We start from the raw sequence: 19418 nt of genomic DNA, 5'->3' as shown, positions 1-19418 counted from the left end.
GAATTCGCAAGGACACTCACCATGAACCATTCCCTCAACCACGCCTACCGCCTGGTCTGGAACGAAGCCATCGGCGCCTATGTGGCCGTGGCGGAAACCGCCCGCGCACGCGGCAAACGCGCCTCCGGCGCTGTGCTGGCCGCGGCCGGCCTGGCACTTGCGCTGACCGCTCCCGCCGCCTCGGCGCTGGATGCCAGCACCTTGCCCAGGAACGGCCACATCGCCACCGGCACCGCCACGCTCACGCAGAGCGGCAACACGCTCAACGTCACGCAGTCCTCGCAGAAGCTGGTGATCAACTGGGGCAGCTTCGACGTTGGAGCCTCCGCCAGCGTGAACTTCAACCAGGCCAACAACAACGCCATCGCGCTCAACCGCGTGGGCAGCGGCGTGGCCAGCCAGATCGACGGCGCGCTGACGGCCAACGGCAACGTCTGGATCCTGAACAGCGCGGGCGTGACTTTCGGCAAGACCGCACAGGTCAACGTCGGTGGGCTGGTGGCCAGCTCGCTGAACCTGTCTGACAGCGACTTCCTGGCCGGCAACTACAGCTTCACGAACAGCGGCGCCGCGGGCGCGGTGAGCAACGCCGGCAGCATCACCGCCGGCAGCGTGGTCGCGCTGGTGGCCCCGGTGGTGCGCAACACCGGCAGCATCGCCGCGGGCAGCATCGCGCTGGCCGCAGGCGACCAGGTGACGCTGGACTTCGGCGGCGATGGCCTGCTGGGCTACACCATCGACAAGGCCGCCCTCGACGCGCTGGTCGAGAATGACGGCCGCCTCAGCGGCGACACCGTCAGCCTGAGCGCGCGCAGCGCCAACGCGGCGGTGGCCACCGTGGTCAACAACGCGGGCGTGATCGAAGCCACCGGCCTGAGCCTGAACGGGGGCCACATCGTGCTGGACGGCGGCGACAACGGCGCGGTGCACGTGGCCGGCACGCTGGACGCCAGCTCGGCCCAGGCCCAGGGCGGCGACATCACCGTCACCGGGCATACCCTGGCGCTGGGCGGTGGCGCCACGCTGAACGCCAATGGCGCCACCGGCGGCGGCACCATCCGCGTGGGCGGCGGCCTGCGTGGTGAAGACAGCAGCCTGGCCAATGCCCAGGACGTGCAGGTCGCGGGCGATGTGACGGTCAGCGCCAACGCCACCAACCGCGGTGACGGCGGCGCGGTCGTGTTCTGGGCCGACCACCGCAATGACTTCGCGGGCAGCATCGCCGCCCGGGGTGGCGCGAACGGTGGCGATGGCGGCTTCGTCGAGGTGTCCGGCAAGGGGACCTTGAACTACCGCGGGCACACCGACACGCTGGCGCCCCAGGGCACCGGTGGCACGCTCCTGCTCGATCCGGCCGACATCATGGTCTGCGGCGGCGCCAGCGGCTGCGACGTGTCAACCACCGGCTACTCGGTGATCAACGAGGCCACGCTGGAAGCCCAGTCCAGCGGCACCATCGCGCTGCTGGCGACGAACAGCATCGTCTTCGAAGACCTGTCGAAGAACGGCGGCGACGGCACCATCACCCTGCAGCCCAATGTGAGTTTCTACGCCGAGGCGGTCGGGAACAGAACCCAGATCACCTTCGTGAACCGCAACAACACGCTGGAGGTGTTCGGGACCGGCTACATCTTCATCGAGTCCGGTGGCTCGGCCACGGGCACGGTGGGCAAGGCCCTCAGCAATGGCAGCAACGTTGGCACCGATGCCAACACCAACCAGGGCACCTTCAACCTCGTTGCCCATGGCACGCTGGCCGAAGGCGCGGAGGACAAGACGCCGAGCCAGATGCCGGCCCACGTGGGCGGCGGCTACACCCTCGGCCAGGTCCTGAACCAGACCGGTGGCAGCACCCTGCCGGGCGCCGGCAGCATCACGGTGCTGGGGGCAGACGGCCTGGCCGTCTCGGGGAACCTGATCACCAACGGCGGCTACATCCACATCTCGGGTGACGCCGACAGCGGTGGCGTGGGCAACCTGGTCCTCAGCAAGACGGTGTCGACCAACGGCGGCAATTTCTACATGAGCTTCGGCAGCACCGGTGCGACCGCGACGCTGACCTATGGCAGCACTGTCGACCTGTCCTGCAACAACAGCAACACCTGCACGGACAGCGGCCACCTCTACACCGGCAAGGACATCACCGCTGCCGGCGGCTCGGAAAGCCAATCGATGGGGGAATCGACCGGCAAGGTGATCCTGGGCGGCACCCTGATCGTCGGCGGCAACCTCGACCTGAGGGACTACACCATCAACGGTGGTGCCAGCATCGAGACCGACAAGGACAGCACCATCACGCTGGACACCGGCACGACGCTGAAGCCTTACGTGCTCGACCGCACGGGCGCGACCACCACCACCACCGGCCCGATCGGCCTGCAGGCCGGCAGCATCGCCATCAACCAGAGTGACAGCACCCTGGCCACCAGCCTGGGCACGGTCTCGCTGCAGCTCAAGCCGGCCGACGCGGGCAGCAACCTGTTCGTCAATGACACGCAAGGCGCCATGCTGGGTGACGGCACGGTGGCTCGTGACGGCAGCGTCAGCGGCCTGACCACCACCAGCACCTTCATCTCCCAGAGCGACCTGGCCTATCTGGAAGCCCAGGGTGTCAAGGGCCTGATCATCGGCCGCACGGACAGCACCGGCACCGTCGAGGTGGGCAACACCGATGGCACGCCCAACACCTTCACCTTCAACACCCCCGGCAACCTGGGCCTGATCGGTGGCAACGCCGTCGTCAACGGCACGCTGACCAACAACAGTGGCTCGGTCTTTGTGCAGGCCGCCAACACGCAGACGGTTGACCAGACGGGCACGAGCATCGGCACCGGCAACCTCGTCATCACCGCCAATGGCACGATCGCGGCCCACAACAACATCGTGGCCGCCGCCGAGGGCAACTTCGTCAACGACAGCGGCAGCGACGCCCTCCAGGCGGGAGGCCGCTGGCTGGTCTATTCCACCGATCCGTCCAAGGACGAGGGCCGCAACCTGGACGTGGACTTCAAGATCTACGAAGCCACCTACGGCGAATCCGACGGCAGCTACACCTGCACCGCCGGCGTGTGCACCGGCAACGACATCGCCGCCTACGATGACCGCGGCCAAAAGAACATCAACGGCGTGGTCACCAACCCGGTGGGCACCAAGGCCGATCTGGTCCAGGTGCTCAACGTGGACGAGGCGGGCAACAACGGCTACCTGTACAAGCGCACGGCCTTCGTGGATGCGACGCTGGTCGGTACCGTCACCAAGACCTACGACGGCACCACGGCCACCAGCACCACGAGCACCGTGGCGACCAACCCGAACAACCCGGGCACCAGCGGTGGCACCTCGCTGACGGCGGACAACATCAGGCTGCTGTCCAACGGCATCGATGGCGACAACGTGCAGCTGTCCATTGACGCGGCCAACATCGGCGCGGCGCAATACGACAGCAAGAACGTCGGCAGCGGCAAGACGGTGTCCGCCACCGGCGTGCGGCTGGGGGTGGCCACCAACGGTGGCACCACCGACACGGTGCCGGGTGACAACACCAACCCGGACAACAGCAAGACCGTGCACGTCTACGGCTACCGGCTGAGCAGCGACACCGTCAGCGGCGACATCGGCACCGTGACCGCCAAGACCATCTCGGCCGGCACGGTGACGGCCGATAACAAGGTCTACGACGGCACCACCACTGCCAGCGTCGGCGGCGGCCTGCTGGCCGGCGTGGTCAGCGGCGACAGCGTGGCCACTCGCCTGACCGGCCAGTTCGACAACAAGAACGCCGGCACCGGCAAGACGGTCAGCGTCGACCTGGGCCTGACCGGCGCCGATGCGGCCAACTACGTGCTCGCCAGCAGCACCGCCAGCACCACCGCCGACATCACCGCCAAGACCGTGACGGCCGGCGCGGTGAGCGCGGCCAACAAGGTCTATGACGGCACGACGGCCGCCGCCGTCAGCGGCGGTGCGCTGTCCGGCCTGATGGCGGGCGACACGGTGTCCACCACGCTGGCCGGCCAGTTCGACGACAAGAATGCCGGTACCGGCAAGACGGTCAACGTCGGCCTGGGCCTGAGCGGCGCCGATGCCGCCAACTACGTGCTCGCCAGCAGCACCGCCAGCACCACCGCCGACATCACGCCCAAGACCGTGACGGCCAGCGTCACGGCCAACGGCAAGGTCTACGACGGCACGACGGCGGCCACGCTGTCGGGTCTGAGCCTGGACGGCGTGCTGGCCAGCGATGCGGACCAGGTGGCCGTGAACGAGGCCAGCGCCAGCTTCGCCGACAAGAACGCCGGCACCGGCAAGACCGTGACGGTCAATGGCCTGACCCTGACGGGGGCCGAAGCCGGCAACTACGCGCTGGCCACGACCTCCACCACGGCGCAGGCCGACATCACCGCCAAGACGATTTCGGCCGGTGCGGTCAGCGCCGCGGACAAGGTCTATGACGGCAACACCGTGGCGAGCGTCAGCGGCGGTGCGCTGTCCGGCATCGCCGCCGGCGACAACGTGTCCACCACCCTGGCCGGCAGCTTCGACACCAAGAATGCCGGCACCGGCAAGACGGTCAGCGTCGACCTGGGCCTGACGGGCGCGGATGCCACCAACTACGTACTGGCCAGCAACACGGCCAGCACCACCGCCGACATCACCCCCAAAACCGTCTCGGCCGGCACGGTCACCGTCGCCACCAAGACCTATGACGGCAACACCACCGCCCACGTCAGTGGTGGCACGGTGTCCGGCCTGGTGGATGGCGACACGGTGGACGTCACGCTGTCGGGCACCTACGACAGCGCGACGGCAGGCACCGGCAAGGCTGTGACCGTGACGCTGGGCCTGACCGGCAGCGACGCGGCGAACTATCAGCTCGACCCGGCGCAGACGACGGTCAGCGGCGACATCACCGCCGCCACCTCGGCGGCCGTGGTCGGCCTGCAGGCCAAGGGCAACCCGGGCGCCAACAGCACCGGCAGCGCCAGCGCCGCCGTCGCGCTGCTGCCGGGTGCGGCCGGTCAGGCCACGCTCTACAGCCTGGGCGTCAGCGGCGCGGTCGCGGGCACGTCGATCATGCAGCTGTCGACCGACGGGGAAGTCCGGGCCGATGGCGGTGTCAGCATCGCCACCGAAGGCACCGGCGTCGACGAAGGCATCGCCGAGGTCAACCTGCCGGTTTTCGTGGCCGCGAGCACCAGCCTCGACTTCAAGGGCTGGAACCACGTGATCGACCAAGGCAGCAGCCTGGAGCTGAAGCCCCTGGTCAGCACCGACGAGGTCACGGAACCCCGCCTGGACGGTGACATCAGCGCGCGCAGCCAGGCCAGACTGGCGCTGAGCCATGGTGGCAGCGCCCTGATGCAGCTCACGCTGCTGGCCGATGGCACCCTGCTCGTGGAAGGCGACGACGGTCTGAAGACCCTGACGCCCGACACCCTGAGCGCCTATGCGCTGAGCGCACTCAAGCGCAGCGCGCACGTCAGCGTCAACAAGGTGAAAGCCGTGGTGCTGCGCTTCAAGGGAGAGGACGCCAAGGCGCTTCAGCCGCGGGGCTGAGGCCTGGGACCGTCGCCTGTCCCTTGCCTGCATCCTCCCATTCCTGCCGCAGGTCGCGCGCCTGCGGCAGGCCAACCAGCCATGCTCCGAAGGCGCAGCGGGCGCCAGGTTCTGCCAACCCGCCGGAGTGGCCTTGGGCGGTGTCCCGGGGACGTCGGGAGGCGAAGGCCTGACAAAACCAGGCGACCTCCGGCGCGAAGCGCGACGGCCCGGTCGCCGATCCGCGCTTGACCACCATCAAGCCTGACCCCGCAGACCCCCCTAACATCATGACCAAGCCCTTGAGGGAAGCAGTCGCCCGGACCGGAACACGCCAGCGTGTTCCAAGCTTGGTTCGGGTGGCTGGTGGCGTGGTTGTTGTTGCAGGAGCAAGGGTTCGTGGATCGCATCGCCAAGATGGCGTCCCAGCCGCTGGCGCGGGTGGGCTGGTGGCTGGGCATGGGCAATGCCCTGGTGGCCGTGCTGCTCTGCACCGCCACCTTCTTGAACCTGGATGCCACCTGGGACACCGACCACGCCCGGGCGGCCGAGGTGGCCGACAACCTGGCGCACAGTGTCAGCATCGAGCTCGCGGCTGAACTGCGGTTGGTGGACAACGCGCTGGTGAGCGTCGGCCAGCGCCTGCCGGTCAACGCCGGGGCCGACCCCCACAGCGCCGCGGCCCTGCTGAACACGGCCATCCGCGAACAGGCCCCGCTGGTGCCGTTCGTGGCCGCCATCCGCTTCGCCAGCGTGGACGGTGCCGTTGGCGCCGACAGCACCGGGGGGCCGCCAATCCGCATCGGCGACCGGGCCTACTTCCAGCGCGTGCTCCAAAGCGATGGGCCGGTGCTGTCCGATCCACTGGTCAGCCGGGTGTTGAGCGAGTGGTGCGTGATCCTGGCCCGTCGGGTGGTCGGCCCCGATGGGCAGGTCCGGGGCGTGGTGTATGCCGTGCTGGTCGCCCGTCATTTCAGCACGCTGTTCTCCAAACTGGCGTTGGGCGACGGTGGCGTCATCGCGCTGCGCACCCAAGACTTCAAGCTGGTCGCCCGGCATGCGGTGGGCAGCCCGCCGTCCACCGATGGCATGGGGCAGAGCCATGTCTCGCCCGAACTGCGGGCCGCCTCGCGCCAGTACCCGGCCTTCGGCCGCTACACCAGCAAGGAGGGCCAGGACAAGGTGGAGCGTCTCTACGCCTACCGCGCGGTGCCGGGCTTTCCGCTGGTGCTGGTGGCCGGTCTGAGCAGCGAGCAATACGTCGTTGCCCCCTGGAAAGCGGCCGCCTGGCGCCACTGGGGCTTCACGGCCCTGGTCATGCTGCTGGTGCTGGGGGGCTCGGTCTACGTCCATGTCCAGCACGTTCGGGCACGGGAGGCCGCCCAGTACACCGCCCGCCTGGCCCGGCAGCAGGCCCTGATGATCGAGAACGAGTGGGTGGGCATGCTGCGCGTGCGCCAGCGCCGCATCGAGTGGCTGAACCAGGCGGCCGCCAGGATCCTCGGCCACAACCGCACGGTGTTGCTGGAAGCCAGCACCCGGGTGCTCTACCCCGATCAGCAGGCCTTCGAGGCCATCGGCGAGGAGGGCTACCGCGCCCTGCGCGAGCGGGGTGGCTTCCACACCCAGGTGCTGATGCGCACAGGGAACGATGCACGGATCTGGGTGGACCTCAGCGGCACCGCGCTGTCGGAGGATGAATCGGTCTGGATGCTGGTCGACATCGACGGTCTGAAGCACAGCGAAGCCCATGCCCACCACCTGGCCCTGCACGACGCGCTGACCGGGCTGGCGAACCGGCGCTCCTTCGACGACCAGCTGCGCCACGCCCTGGAGCGCGCCGGCCAGACAGGCCAGGGGCTGGCCGTCTGCTACATGGATCTGGATGGCTTCAAGGCCATCAACGACCGCTTCGGCCATGACGCCGGCGATGCCGTGCTGTACCAGGTGGGTGAACGCCTGGCCGCCCAGGTGCGCGCCAGCGACCTGGTGGCCCGCCTGGGGGGGGACGAGTTCGCACTGGTGCTGGCCGGCGCGGCCGAGCCGGCCGAAGTGGAGCCCATCCTGCAGCGCTGTCTGGAGGCGCTCCATGCGGCCTTCCCCCTGCCCGACGGCACGCCGGTCCAGATCGGCAGCAGCGTCGGGGTGGCCTTTGGCACGACCCGGGCCGACACGCCCCACGGACTGCTGGCGGCGGCGGATGCCGCGATGTACGCGGCCAAGCGGGCCGGCAAGGGCCGCATTGTCTTTGCGCCCGGCCGGGCAACGGCCGACGCGGCCTGAGCCCGCTGCGGCTCGCCGGCCTCAGAACTGCCAGCGGCTGCGGATGCCGGCCCACCAGCTGCGACCCGGCGCGGGCTCAAAGTAGCGGCCGTTGCCATCGTTGACGATCACCGAGCCGACATAGCGACGGTCCAGCAGGTTGTCCACCCGGGCGAAGGCGTCGACCGACCAGTCCTCGCCGCGCCACTGGTAGCCGCTGCTCAGCGCGACGGTGGTGGCCGCCGCAGCCGCGTCGCTGTTGGTGTCGTTGACGAAGATGCGCCCCACGTAGCGCCACTCGGCCCCGGCATGCCAGCCGGTGGGCGGTTGCCAGTCCAGCCCCAGGGCCACGGTGCTGCGGGCCAGTCCCGGCAACCGGTTCCCTGACGGGATCACGGTGCTGGGCGCGGTGCAGGGCGTGCCGCTGCAGGCCAGGAAGCTGTCGCGGTAATGGGCGTCCAGGAAGCTGCTGTTCAGGCGCACCCGCCCGGCCGACGCCCAGGCCGCGGACCAGCCCAGCTCCAGCCCGCGGCGCAGCGTGCCGCCGGCGTTCTGGTAGGTGGCCCGGCCGCCGGCATTGGTCTGGGTGACGATCTCGTGCGCGGTGCGGGTCTCGAACAGCGCCAGCTCACCCTGCCCCCAGTCGGCCGTGGCCCACTGCAGCCCCAGCTCGGCGCTGGTGCTGCTGGCCGACCGCAGGGCGAAGTTCAGCCCGGTCTGCCCGCCCGCGCGGTAGGCCAGCTCGTTGAGCGTGGGCGTCTCCTCGCCGCGCCCCAGCGAAGCGTAGGCCTTCCAGCCCGGGGCCATCTGGTAGGACAGCCCCAGCATCGGCAGCCAGGCCGCCTGGCGCACCTGGCCGCTGTCATCGGGGTTGCTGCCCACGATGTAGTGGTCGCGGGAGGTGAAGCGCACGTTGCTGTAGCGCAGCCCGGCCTGCAGCAGCCACTGCGGCGCCCAGCGCCAGTTGAGCTGCAGGTACGGGTCCAGGTTGGCCACGCGGTTGTCCTCGTCGCGGCGCAGCGCGCCCCGCACGCCCGTGACCCAGGTGTCGCCGCTGCCGGTGAAGTTCTGCGCGCCGCGGCGCTGCTCCATCAGCACATCCCAGGCCAGGCCGGCCGTCCAGGCCAGCGGCTGGTCCAGCAGCGTGGTCTGGCGCACCCAGCGCAGGTCCAGGCCCTGGTAGTCGCGGTCCAGGTCGATCACGCCGCCCGGGTGCAGCGGGTTGGTCTGGGTGGCCACCGGGATGGACTGGTACTGCGTGGTGCTGCGGTGGCCCAGGTAGGCCTGGGCCTGCAGCGTGTCCTGCGGCCCCAGGCGCTGCAGGTAGGTCAGCCCGCCCTGCGTCTGGCCCACGCGCTTGCGGGTGTTGAAGGTCTCGGCCACCGGGTCCACGCCGGAGGGATCGGCCGTCATCTGGGCCCGGGTCAGGCCCAGCGGGTCCTGGGCCTCGGGCAGGTCCAGGTGGTTGAGCACCAGGCTCAGGCGCCGGTCGTCATCGGGCTGCCAGCTGAACTTGGCATTGCCCAGGTCGCGCTCGGCCGCGCTGTGGTCGCGAAAGCCGTTGGTCTGGAAGTGGCTGGCGCCGACGCGGTAGCGCCATGCGCCCACCCGACCGCCGGCCTGCACACCCACGCGGGCGGCATCGTGGCTGCCCGCGCCGGCGTCGACGCTGATCTCGGGACGGTCGGGCCCGTCCTCGGTGAAGACGCGGATGACCCCGCCCGCGGCGTTGCCGTCCAGCGCCGAGAAGGGCCCGCGCAACACCTCGATCCGATCGACCGAACCCAGCTCGACATGGCTGATCTGGCCCTGGCCATCCGGCAGCGTGGCGGGAATGCCGTCCACCACCAGCCGGATGCCCCGGATGCCGAACGAGGCCCGGGCGCCAAAACCGCGCACCGAGATCTGCAGATCCTGCGCGTAGTTCTGCCGCTCACGCAGTTGCAGGCCGGGCACGAAGCCCAGCCCCTCCGAGACACTGACCTGCGGCCGGTCCCGGCGCAGGTCCTCCCCGCCCACCGTGTCGTCGGCGGCCGGCAGCGCCAGCACCGGCGCGGCCAGCGGCTCGGCCGTCACCCGGACCACGGGCAGGGTCACCGCAGTGGCCGGGTCGTCCGCGGCCCGGGCCAAGCCAAACCACAGCAAGGGGAGGCACCCGGGCAGCAGGGACCACCCCACAGAAACAGCGCGGTCAAAACGCATGATGCAAAAGGCCGCAGGCCCCAGCCCGCGGCAGTGAAAGGATCAAAGAAAAGACTCAGGGGGCCGGGGCGGACGCGGCGGCGGCCGCCAGCTCGGCCTTCAGCGCGTGCGAGCGCGAGATGATGTACTGGCGGATCAGCTCGACCTGCTCGGGGCCAATGCCTTTGGCGAAGGACGGCATGCCCCGCTCGGTGCGCCCGCCATAGACGATGCCCAGGAAGTAGCCGTGCTTCTCGGGCGAGAGGTAGCGCAGGTCCGGCACCACGCCACCGCTGACCGCGTTCAGGCCGTGGCAGTTGGCGCACAGGCCGTTGAACATCGTGCGGCCGATCTTCAGCTCTGCCTCGCTGGCCTTGAGCGGCGGCAGGGGCGGCAGCACAGCGGCCTCATGCCTGGGCGGCGGCAGTTGGGCGCTGCCGCCCAGCTTGAAGGTCACCACGCGCGACTCGGGCTTGACCTTGGCGTTGAGCGACAGCGGCCCGGTGATGTTGGGGAAGGAACCGCCCCAGCCCACCATGAAGGTCACGTACTGCTCGCCACCCACGGTGTAGGTCACCGGCCCTGCCATCGCGCCGGAGTTGACCGGGGCCTGCCACAGCAGCTTGCCGGTGTCGGCGGCGTAGGCCACGGCCCGGCCATCGGCCGTGCCCTGGAACACCAGGTTGCCGGCCGTGGCCAGCGTGCCGCCGTTCCAGGCGGTCGGGTACTCCACCGACCAGCGCGCCTTCTGCGCCACCGGGTCCCAAGCCAGCAGACGGCCCTTCCAGCTCTCGGCGATCTGCTTGACCACCTTCGGATCCTCCGGCAGCTGCGGCACATCCAGGCCGATGTTCACCACATTGCGGATGGGCATGAACATCGGTTCCTGCTGCGGCTCCAGCCCGGCGGCCGTCTCCTGTGCCGGCAGGTAGACCAGGCCGGTGCCAGGGTGGAAGGACATGGGCTGCCAGTTGTGCCCGCCCAGGAAGCTGGGCACGACGATCTTCATGCCCTTGCCGTCCAGGTAGTCGGCCGCGCCGGTCTTGACCGGCCGGCCCGAGCTCATGTCGATGTGCGAGGCCCAGTTGACCGGCACGAACTTCTCGGCCGACAGCAGCTGGCCGTTGCTGCGGTCCAGCACGTAGAAGAAGCCGTTCTTGGGCGCCTGCATCAGCACCTTGCGCTTCTTGCCCTCGATCTCCAACTCGGCCAGGATGATGTGCTGGGTGGCGGTGTAGTCCCACATCTCGGCCGGCGTGGTCTGGTAGTGCCAGCGGTACTTGCCGGTGTCCGCGTCCAACGCCACGATGGACGACAGGAACAGGTTGTCGCCCTTGCCGTCGCTGCGGAACTTGTAGTTGAAGGGCGAGCCGTTGCCCACGCCGATGTAGAGCAGGTTCAGCTCGGGGTCGTAGGCCATCGAGTCCCACACGGTGCCGCCGCCGCCCCACTTGACCCAGCCGTTGCCGTACCAGGTGCGCAGGGCCATCGCCATGGCCTCGTCCTCGGGCGGCTTGGCCGGGTCGCCCGGCACGGTGAAGAAGCGCCAGGCCTGCTTCCCGGTCTTGGCGTCGTAGGCGGTGATGTAGCCGCGCACGCCGAACTCGGCGCCGCCGTTGCCGATCAGCACCTTGCCGTGCACGATGCGCGGCGCGCCGGTGATGGTGTAGCTCTTGGCCTTGTCCAACCGGGTGTCCACCGACCAGACGGGCTTGCCGTTGCGTGCGTCCAGCGCGATCAGCCGGCCGTCGAAAGCGCCCACATAGACCTTGCCCTCCCAGACCGCCACGCCGCGGTTGACCACGCTGCAGCAGCCCTCGCCGCCCTTGTCGCGCGGCACCTCGGGGTCGTACTTCCACAGCGGCTGGCCGGTGCGGGCGTCGTAGGCGTAGACGATGCTGTAGGCGCCCGTCGTGTACATCACGCCATCGACCACGATCGGGGTGGCCTCGACGCCGAAGTCCCAATCGAGCTTCTGGGTCCAGGCCACGCCGAGCTGCTGGACGTTGCGGTCGTTGACCTGCGTGAGCGGGCTGTAGCGCTGCTCGTCGTAGGTCCGGCCGTGGCTCATCCAGTTGCCGGGTTCCTGGTTGGCGTGGACGATGCGCGCGCCGTTCACATCGGCCGGCAGGCGGGCCAGCGTCGGGGCGGCCAGGCTGGCGGCCAGCACCAGGGCCAGGCCGCGCCGGGCGGGTTGCAAGAAGGTGTTCATGCGAATTCCAAGATCAAAGTGGGTCTGCAGAGCCGGCTCACATCACGACGGTGACGACCTTTTCCTCGAGGTAGCCGTCGAGCGCGGCACGCGACAGATCACGGCCCACGCCGCTGTCCTTGCCGCCGCCCCAGGGCAGGCGGGCGTCCAGCGGGCTCCAGCCGTTGATGGCCACGGCCCCCACCTTCAGACGCGCCGCCAGGCTGTGCGCCTTGGTGAGGTTCTGGGTCCACAGCGTGGCCGACAGGCCGTAGGCCGAGTCGTTGGCCAGCGCCACCGCCTCGTCGTCGCTGTCGAAGGGGATGACCACGCCCACCGGGCCGAAGACCTCTTCGCGGGCGATCGCCATGTCCGGCGTGACGCCACCGAAGATGGTGGGCCGCACGAAGAAGCCGCGCTCGGGCACGGCCTCGTCGCCGGCCAGCATCTGCGCGCCGGCCTGGCGGGCCGCGTCGATGTGCGACCGCACCCGCTGCGCATGGCGCTCGCTGATCAGCGCGCCCATCTGAGTGGCCGGGTTGAAGGGGTCGCCCAGCTGCAGCGAACGCGCCGCGCCGGCCAGCGCCTGCAGCACGGCCTCATAGCGCGAGCGGTGCACCAGGATGCGGGTGCCCGCGGCACAGGTCTGGCCCTGGTCCACGAACAGGCCCATGGCGCAGCCGCCGATGGCCTGTTCCAGCACCGCGTCTTCCAGGATGATCTGCGGCGCCTTGCCACCCAGCTCCAGCGTCAGCCGCTTGAACAGCGGACCGGCCTCGGCCGCGATCTGCCGGCCCACCACGGTGCTGCCGGTGAAGCTGATCTTGTCCACGCCCGGGTGGGTGGTGAGCGCCCGGCCCACCGCCGGGCCCAGGCCCTGCACCACGTTGATGACCCCGGGCGGGAAGCCCGCCTCGGCCGCCAGCGCCGCCAGGGCGGACAGCGCCAGCGGCGCGTCCTCCGAGGGCTTCACCACCACGGTGCAGCCGGCCGCCAGCGCGGGGCCCAGCTTCCAGGCGCCGATCATCAGCGGCGCGTTCCAGGGCACGATCAGCGCGGCCACGCCCACCGCCTCGCGCACGGTGTAGTTGAAGGTGGGCCGGCCCATGAAGCCGGCGGTCGGGATCTGCCGGCCTTCGAGCTTGTCGGCCCAACCGGCGAAGTAGCGCAAGGTGTCGATGGCCATCGGCACGTCCAGCATGCGCATCTCCATCAGCGCACGGCCCTGCTCACGGGCCAGCAACTGGGCGAAGTCCTCGGCCTTGGCTTCCAGCAGGTCGGCCAGGCGGTTGAGCAGGCGGCCCCGGGCCGCGCCGGGCAGCTGGGACCAGGCGCCACCGTCGAACTGGCGGCGCGCCGCGGCCACTGCCGCGTCCACATCGGCCGGGGTGCTGGCCGTCACCTGGCACAGGCGCTCGCCGGTGGCGGGCTCGGCCTTGTCGAACCATTGACCCGCGGCCGAGGCCTGCCACTCGCCGTCGATCAGGTTGAGTCGGAAAAAGTTGTCGCTCATCGCAAAGCTCCTGGGGATCAGCGGAAGTGGTGGATGAAGCGCAGCGTGGCGCGCTCGCCTTCGGTGCGGTTGCGCGCGCCGGTCTCGGTGTAGTAGTTGAAGCTCAGGTGGTCGTCGGCGCTGAAGCTGTACATCACGCCCGGTCCGTAGCCGATGACGCGTTCCTTCGTGTCCGCCAGCGACTGGCCGTTGACCTTGGTGTCGGTGGTCTGCTGCAGCCAGTAGGCCGCCAGGCCCAGGCGCAGCTGGGGCGTGATGGCGTAGTCGGTGGCCAGGTTCATGTGCACCGCCTGGCCAGCCTGGAAGCTGTGCGCCTCGGTGATGCCGCTGCTGGCGAAGCGGGTGGGCGACGGATCGCCATTCACGCCGTTCCACAGGTAGAAGACCCGGCTGGAGACGGTCCACTCGGGCTTCACCCACCAGGTGCCGCTCCAGTAGGCCTCGACCGAGGTGGCATGGGCGCCGGGCGTCAGGCCCTTGCTCTTGTCGTAGCTGCCCCAGGGCAGGGTCAGGTCCAGTTCCGCGCGATGGGCGAAAACCGGCCCCTGGGCACCCATCACCGGGTCCCATTGCAGGAAGGCGCCCAGCACCGGGTCGCCCATGCCGGTCTGGGTCTGGCCCAGGATGGTGCCGCCCGCGCCGTCGTCCAGGCTGGCCGACAGGAGGGACGGCAGCAGCAGCATGCCGCCCAGCTTGCCGCCCAGCCAGCGCGCATCGCTCTGGTAGACGAACTGGTTCACCCAGGGGGTGACGCTGATGTCGCTGTTGGGCAGAGGCAGGTCCTGGCCCTTGGCGTCCTTGAAGTGGCTGGCCTGGTAAGGCTGCACGTAGCTCATCCAGTACAGGCCCGGCCCGGCCGGGGGCGGCGCGCCATCGACAAAGCCGGTGAGGCCCAGGTTGATGGAGGGCAACTCATAAGCCTGGGCAGCACCGGCGCTGATCAGCGCGGCCAGCACGCCCGCGGTCAGGCGCAAGGAAAAGGTGGATGGCATCGTGGGTCCCGTGTCGCAAAGCGGATCGCTGGAGCCTGGGCTGACCGTGGTGACGGCGCAGCCGCAGGGGCACGGAACGATGCTAGGAACCGGGGCCGGCGGCGGCTTGATCCTGCGTGCACACCGCTTGTCCAGGCGTGCGCCGCACCCTCAGGCCGAACGACGCTGGCGGGCCTGCGAGGGCGATTCGCCAAAGACCTTCTTGTAGGTGCGGCTGAAATGGGCCGCATCGCTGAAGCCATAACTCAGCGCCAGGTCGGCCAGGTTGCGGTGCGTCCCCAGGTTCCCCATCAGCAGCTCGCGGCAGCGTTGCAGCCGGGCCCGGAGCAGAAAGGCCTGCGGCTTCTCCTGGGCCTGCTCGAAGGCCTTGTAGAGCGAACGGCGCGACACCCCCAGCTCCGCGGCCAGCCGATCCGGTGTCAGGTCTGGCTCGGTCAGGTGGGCCAGCAAATAGGCCTTGGCTTGGTTGAGCAGGCTCATCCAGGCATCCTGGCCGCGCCGCTCGGTGGCTTCGCGGCCCTGCAACTGCATCGCGATGTCCAGCAGCGCCCGCACACTCAGCGAAAAGGCCGAACAGGTGGCCGAGCCCAGGTGCACATCCTCGGCCAGGGCCGCGCTGACCATGTCCAGCGCCAGCTTGGCCGCCTCGGTGGTGCTGCGGGGCGACTGGGGCAGGCGCTGACAGGCTTGCAGCCAGGCATCGCCCTCATCCACTGCGTGAAACATCACGGAAAAATCCACCCCTTCGCTCATGGCCAGCTCGTACGGGCGGGAGGCCTCGTAGAGCAGCCACTCGCCGGCCTGCAGATCGATCACCTGCCGGCCCTGGCTGAACTGCGCACTGCCCTGGCGCAGCCACAGCACCTTGACCTGGCGGCGCGGCAGGCTCAGGCAGGCCGGCTCGGTCATGCGCGCCACATGGGCCGGCGCCTGGATGCGGGCCAGGCGGCAGCCGTGCCGTACCTTGGCCACCGTCTGGATGGCCCAGGGCTCCACCGGGCGAGACATTTCCAGCGCCAGTGGGAAGAAGCCCTGGTGGATCTGCCGCGCCCAGGACAGCGGCGCCGGCACCGGGTCGGCGGGCCGCGGTGCGCCAAGAAATGTGGCAGCGATGGACATGGCAACCCCCGACAGAACGGCCCTGACCGCCCTCCGAGGGAGCCCTCGGGACTTCAGGCGGTCTTGATATAGGAAAATTCAAGCATTTAACATGCCTGCTGGGCACACCCCACGCGACCGACGCTCAGCCCAATGCCCAGGACAACCAGCGCCAGCGGTTGCCGCCCGGGCGCTGCAGCCCGGGCTTGGGCGCCCAGGCGTGGGTGTTGGACACCTGGATGCCCGGCATCTCGCCGTCCCATTCATGGGCCTGCACCGTGTGCCAGTCCCGCCCCAGGCGCACCGCGCCCTGGGCGTCGAACAGCACCACCATGGAGCCCTGCACCAGCGGCGCCATCAGGCGGGCAAAACCTTCGCTGCGCACCAGGGCCTGGGCCTGGGTGTCGTCCAGACCGGCCAGCATGTCGCGCAACGCATGGGCCAGCTCGGCCGTGTCGCTGAGGGCCGGGTCCTGCGGCGCCAGATGGTGGATGCTGCCGTTGTGCATCAGCAGCAGGCCCTCGCGCACCAGATAGGGGTGGGCCAGCTCATGGCAAATGCGGCCATAGGTGGCCTTGCGCAGGTGCAGGAAGGCCTCGGCCTCCAGCGGCAATGCGCGGTTGTAGGCCAGCAGCTCGTCAAACGCCATGCCCTTGACCCAGCGGAGCTGACCGCCGTCGCGGTGGAAGGCGCCCCAGCCGTGGCTGTTGCGCTGCCAGACGTTCTCCAGGAAATCGGCGGCGATCTGCCGCCCCGCGGGTTTCTTGATGATCAGGCACATGTTCGGAACCGGGCTCCACCCATCGTGCAAGCAAGTTGGATGCCTTGATGATCCATGCCATCACCGCGGGTGAAGAGTCGAACTGCGGGGATCGAAGGTGGCAATCCCGACGAACGGTGCAATGCCTCAGAACACGGGCCGGGGCCCCGCCTGGCCTTACCTCAGGACCTTGATGGTCGTGACCGTCAGCACCCCGTTGGCATCCATGGCAGCGAACTGCACCTTGTCGCCCACCTTCAGGCCCTCGAGCAGGCTCGGCTCAGCGACCCGGAAGACCATCGTCATGGCCGGCATGTCGAGGTTGGCGATGGGGCCGTGGCGCAGCGTGATCTTGCCCAGGGCGGGGTCGATCTGCGCACCTCGCCGTCAGCGTTCGGTACGGGGGCGCTGGCGGCGGCCGGCGCATGGTGGGCCGCATGGTCGGTCTCGGGAACGGCCTGTGCCTGCGCCAGCAGGGGCAGGGCCAGGAGGCTGGCTGCAAGGAACGGAGCGATCTTCATGGTTGGTCTCGGGCTGGGGTTCAGGCCTGGGCCTTGGGGTAGGACGCGAAAACGGTTTCACGCCCCTGCTGGTTGATCAGGAACACCTGGTAGGGGTCGTGCCGGTTGCCCATCTCCATGCCGGGCGAGCCTGGCGGCATGCTGGGCACCGCCAGGCCGATGGCCCGGGGTCGCAGGGCCAGCAGACGCTTGACCTCGTCGGCGGGCACATGGCCTTCCACCGCGTAGCCAGCCACCAGCGCGGTGTGGCAGCTGGCGAAGCGATCCGGCAGGCCGACGCGTCGGCGCATGGCCGAGGTGTCCTCGACCAGGGTCACCTTCACCGCAAAGCCGGCAGCCTTCATGTGGTCCGCCCAGGCGCCGCAGCAGCCACAGTAGGGGCTCTTGAAGACCTCGACGGACGGCAGGGCTGCGGCGGCACGGGCGGAATGAACCGCCAGAACTGGCAGGATCGCGCCGCCCAGGGTCAGACGGAGGAGTTGACGCCGCTTCATTTCACCACCACCTTGCCGGTCATGCCGGCCTCGTAGTGGCCGGGTTGCAGGCAGGCGAACTGGAACTCGCCGGGCCGGGTGAACTGCCAGACGATCTCGCCATGCTGGCCCGGCTTCACGTGGGCCATGTTGGGGTCCGAATGCTCCATGTTCGGGAAGCGCTTCATCAGCTCGGCATGTGCTTTGAGGGCCGCCGGGGTGCCCAGCACCAGTTCGTGCAGTGCCTGGCCCTGGTTCTGAATCACGAACCGCACGGTCTGGCCGCGCCGGAGCGTCACCTGGTCCGGGGTGAATCGCATCGAATCGGCCATGCTGACATGGAGGGTCCGGTTCACCTTGGCCGGGTTGCCCTCGCGGCCGAAATCGGTGTCCTCGACCTGGCTGGCGTCGTAGACGTGGGGCTTGGCGCGTTCCTCGTCGCCATGGGCTTGGGCGGCCAGCGGGCCGAGCACCGACACCATCAGAGCGGTCAATTTCAGAATCTGCTTCATGGATGTGTTCCTTCAATGGCCGTCGTGGCCGGCGGGTTTGCGCACGTTCAGGGTCTGGGCATCGGCCGCGGGGGCCTGGGTGCGCGGCGCGGTTGGCAGTTCGGCCGTGTACTCCGAGGCCAGCGTGCCGGCCGGGTGCCGGTACCAGCCCGGGTCCTTGTGGTCGCCGCGGGCCACGTTGTCCCGCACCTTCACCACGCTGAACATGCCGCCCATGCCCACCGGGCCAAAGGGGCCGGTGCCGGTCATCATCGGCAGCGTGTTGTCGGGGATGGGCATCTCCATCTCGGCCATGTCGTGCATGCCACGCTCGCCCATGACCATGTAGTCAGGCACCAGGCCGGTGATCTTCTTGGCCACCTCGCGGTGGTCCACGCCGATCATCGTCGGCACGGCATGGCCCATTGCGTTCATGGTGTGGTGGCTCTTGTGGCAGTGGATGGCCCAATCGCCGGCCACCGCATCGAACTCGATGGCCCGCATCTGGCCCACGCCGATGTCGGTCGTCACTTCCGGCCAACGGGCCGACTTCGGCACCCAGCCGCCATCGGTGCCGGTCACCTCGAAGTGGGGCCCGTGCATGTGGATCGGGTGGTTGGTCATCGTCAGGTTGCCCACGCGGATGCGCACCCGGTCCCCGGTGCGGGCCACGAAGGGGTCGATGCCGGGAAAGGCCCGGCTGTTCCAGGTCCAGAGATTGAAATCCAGCATCGTGTTGATGCGGGGCGTCGCGCTGCCGGGCTCGATGTCGTAGGCGTTCAGGAGGAAGCCAAAGTCCCGATCCACCTTGAACTGGCGTGGGTCCTTGGGGTGGACGATGAACAGGCCCATCATGCCCATGGCCATCTGCACCATCTCGTCGGCATGCGGGTGGTACATGAAGGTGCCGGGGCGTTGCAACACGAACTCGTACACCCAGGTCTTGCCCACGCCGATGGGCGGCTGCGTCAGGCCCGAGACGCCATCCATGCCGCTGGGCAGCAGGATGCCGTGCCAGTGCACGGTGGTCACCTCAGGCAGCTTGTTGGTGACAAAGATGCGCACCCGGTCGCCCTCCACCGCCTCGATCGTCGGGCCGGGGCTGGCGCCGTTGTAACCCCACAGGTTGGCTTTCATGCCGGGGGCGATCTCGCGCACCACGGGTTCGGCCACCAGGTGGAACTCCTTGACGCCGTCCTTCATGCGCCAGGGCAACGACCAGCCGTTGAGCGTCACGATGGGTTGGAAGGGCCGGCCATTGGTCGGTGCAGGCGGCGGTTGGGTGGCGGCCGAGGTCTGGATCACGGCCTCGGGCAGCAGGGTCGCACCGGCCCGGCTCACCGCGGCGGCGCCCAGGAAGCTGGCGCCAGCGGTCTTGAAAAAAGTTCTGCGATTGCTCAT

At 69.3% G+C, this 19418-nt stretch carries 12 protein-coding genes; 2 read left to right on the top strand and 10 right to left on the bottom strand.

Annotated elements, in window-relative coordinates:
* Nucleotides 1-21: 21 nt before the first annotated feature.
* Together KGA65_RS03755 and KGA65_RS21015 are read left to right on the top strand one after the other, a co-directional pair.
* Nucleotides 22-5556 (top strand): YDG domain-containing protein, encoded by a 5535-nt coding sequence (locus KGA65_RS03755; RefSeq protein WP_255650428.1) that lies wholly within the window; start codon nt 22-24, stop codon nt 5554-5556.
* Between the two features lie 378 nt (nt 5557-5934).
* Nucleotides 5935-7818, top strand: coding sequence for a bifunctional diguanylate cyclase/phosphodiesterase (locus tag KGA65_RS21015; protein ID WP_225861805.1), 1884 nt, complete (start codon nt 5935-5937; stop codon nt 7816-7818).
* Between the two features lie 21 nt (nt 7819-7839).
* On the opposite strand, the gene KGA65_RS03735 is transcribed toward KGA65_RS21015, so the two are convergent.
* From KGA65_RS03735 to KGA65_RS03690, 10 genes are all read right to left on the bottom strand, one after another.
* Nucleotides 7840-9999 carry a TonB-dependent receptor domain-containing protein gene (locus KGA65_RS03735; RefSeq protein WP_375142604.1) on the bottom strand — a complete coding sequence of 720 codons (2160 nt, stop codon included), beginning with the start codon at nt 9997-9999 and terminating at the stop codon, nt 7840-7842.
* 55 nt (nt 10000-10054) lie between these two features.
* Complete coding sequence (locus KGA65_RS03730; protein ID WP_225861803.1) at nt 10055-12190, bottom strand: PQQ-dependent dehydrogenase, methanol/ethanol family; 2136 nt, start codon at nt 12188-12190, stop codon at nt 10055-10057.
* A gap of 37 nt (nt 12191-12227) precedes the next feature.
* On the bottom strand, nt 12228-13682 hold the full coding sequence (locus tag KGA65_RS03725; RefSeq protein WP_225861802.1) for an aldehyde dehydrogenase family protein: 1455 nt from the start codon (nt 13680-13682) through the stop codon (nt 12228-12230).
* Nucleotides 13683-13699: 17 nt separating this feature from the next.
* Nucleotides 13700-14674: a SphA family protein gene (locus KGA65_RS03720; protein WP_225861801.1), complete on the bottom strand. Its 975-nt coding sequence runs from the start codon at nt 14672-14674 to the stop codon at nt 13700-13702.
* Between the two features lie 150 nt (nt 14675-14824).
* Nucleotides 14825-15793 (bottom strand): helix-turn-helix domain-containing protein, encoded by a 969-nt coding sequence (locus KGA65_RS03715; protein WP_225861800.1) that lies wholly within the window; start codon nt 15791-15793, stop codon nt 14825-14827.
* Nucleotides 15794-15917: 124 nt separating this feature from the next.
* Nucleotides 15918-16553 carry a class II glutamine amidotransferase gene (locus KGA65_RS03710; RefSeq protein ID WP_225861799.1) on the bottom strand — a complete coding sequence of 212 codons (636 nt, stop codon included), beginning with the start codon at nt 16551-16553 and terminating at the stop codon, nt 15918-15920.
* A 156-nt stretch (nt 16554-16709) separates the two neighbouring features.
* Nucleotides 16710-16847 carry a copper-binding protein gene (locus tag KGA65_RS03705; RefSeq protein WP_255650427.1) on the bottom strand — a complete coding sequence of 46 codons (138 nt, stop codon included), beginning with the start codon at nt 16845-16847 and terminating at the stop codon, nt 16710-16712.
* A 226-nt stretch (nt 16848-17073) separates the two neighbouring features.
* Complete coding sequence (locus KGA65_RS03700) at nt 17074-17547, bottom strand: DUF411 domain-containing protein (RefSeq protein ID WP_225861798.1); 474 nt, start codon at nt 17545-17547, stop codon at nt 17074-17076.
* Nucleotides 17544-18038 (bottom strand): cupredoxin domain-containing protein, encoded by a 495-nt coding sequence (locus KGA65_RS03695; RefSeq protein WP_225861797.1) that lies wholly within the window; start codon nt 18036-18038, stop codon nt 17544-17546. The genes KGA65_RS03700 and KGA65_RS03695 overlap by 4 nt, the downstream gene beginning before the upstream one ends.
* Before the next feature lie 12 nt (nt 18039-18050).
* Nucleotides 18051-19418 carry a multicopper oxidase family protein gene (locus KGA65_RS03690; RefSeq protein ID WP_225861796.1) on the bottom strand — a complete coding sequence of 456 codons (1368 nt, stop codon included), beginning with the start codon at nt 19416-19418 and terminating at the stop codon, nt 18051-18053.

It is taken from the genome of Ideonella benzenivorans, from assembly GCF_020387415.1.
Classification (GTDB): Bacteria; Pseudomonadota; Gammaproteobacteria; order Burkholderiales; family Burkholderiaceae_C; genus Ideonella; species Ideonella benzenivorans.
This window is presented reverse-complemented; position numbering and strand designations above follow the sequence as displayed.

Bases quoted from the DNA above. Each gene is read 5' to 3' on its own strand.
- KGA65_RS03725 (WP_225861802.1), bottom strand. From the start codon at position 13,682: ATGAGCGACAACTTTTTCCGACTCAACCTGATCGACGGCGAGTGGCAG.
- KGA65_RS03730 (WP_225861803.1), bottom strand. From the start codon at position 12,190: ATGAACACCTTCTTGCAACCCGCCCGGCGCGGCCTGGCCCTGGTGCTG.
- KGA65_RS03755 (WP_255650428.1), top strand. From the start codon at position 22: ATGAACCATTCCCTCAACCACGCCTACCGCCTGGTCTGGAACGAAGCC.
- KGA65_RS03720 (WP_225861801.1), bottom strand. From the start codon at position 14,674: ATGCCATCCACCTTTTCCTTGCGCCTGACCGCGGGCGTGCTGGCCGCG.
- KGA65_RS03705 (WP_255650427.1), bottom strand. From the start codon at position 16,847: ATGCCGGCCATGACGATGGTCTTCCGGGTCGCTGAGCCGAGCCTGCTC.
- KGA65_RS03710 (WP_225861799.1), bottom strand. From the start codon at position 16,553: ATGTGCCTGATCATCAAGAAACCCGCGGGGCGGCAGATCGCCGCCGAT.
- KGA65_RS03695 (WP_225861797.1), bottom strand. From the start codon at position 18,038: ATGAAGCAGATTCTGAAATTGACCGCTCTGATGGTGTCGGTGCTCGGC.
- KGA65_RS03700 (WP_225861798.1), bottom strand. From the start codon at position 17,547: ATGAAGCGGCGTCAACTCCTCCGTCTGACCCTGGGCGGCGCGATCCTG.
- KGA65_RS03690 (WP_225861796.1), bottom strand. From the start codon at position 19,418: ATGAGCAATCGCAGAACTTTTTTCAAGACCGCTGGCGCCAGCTTCCTG.
- KGA65_RS03715 (WP_225861800.1), bottom strand. From the start codon at position 15,793: ATGTCCATCGCTGCCACATTTCTTGGCGCACCGCGGCCCGCCGACCCG.
- KGA65_RS03735 (WP_375142604.1), bottom strand. From the start codon at position 9,999: ATGCGTTTTGACCGCGCTGTTTCTGTGGGGTGGTCCCTGCTGCCCGGG.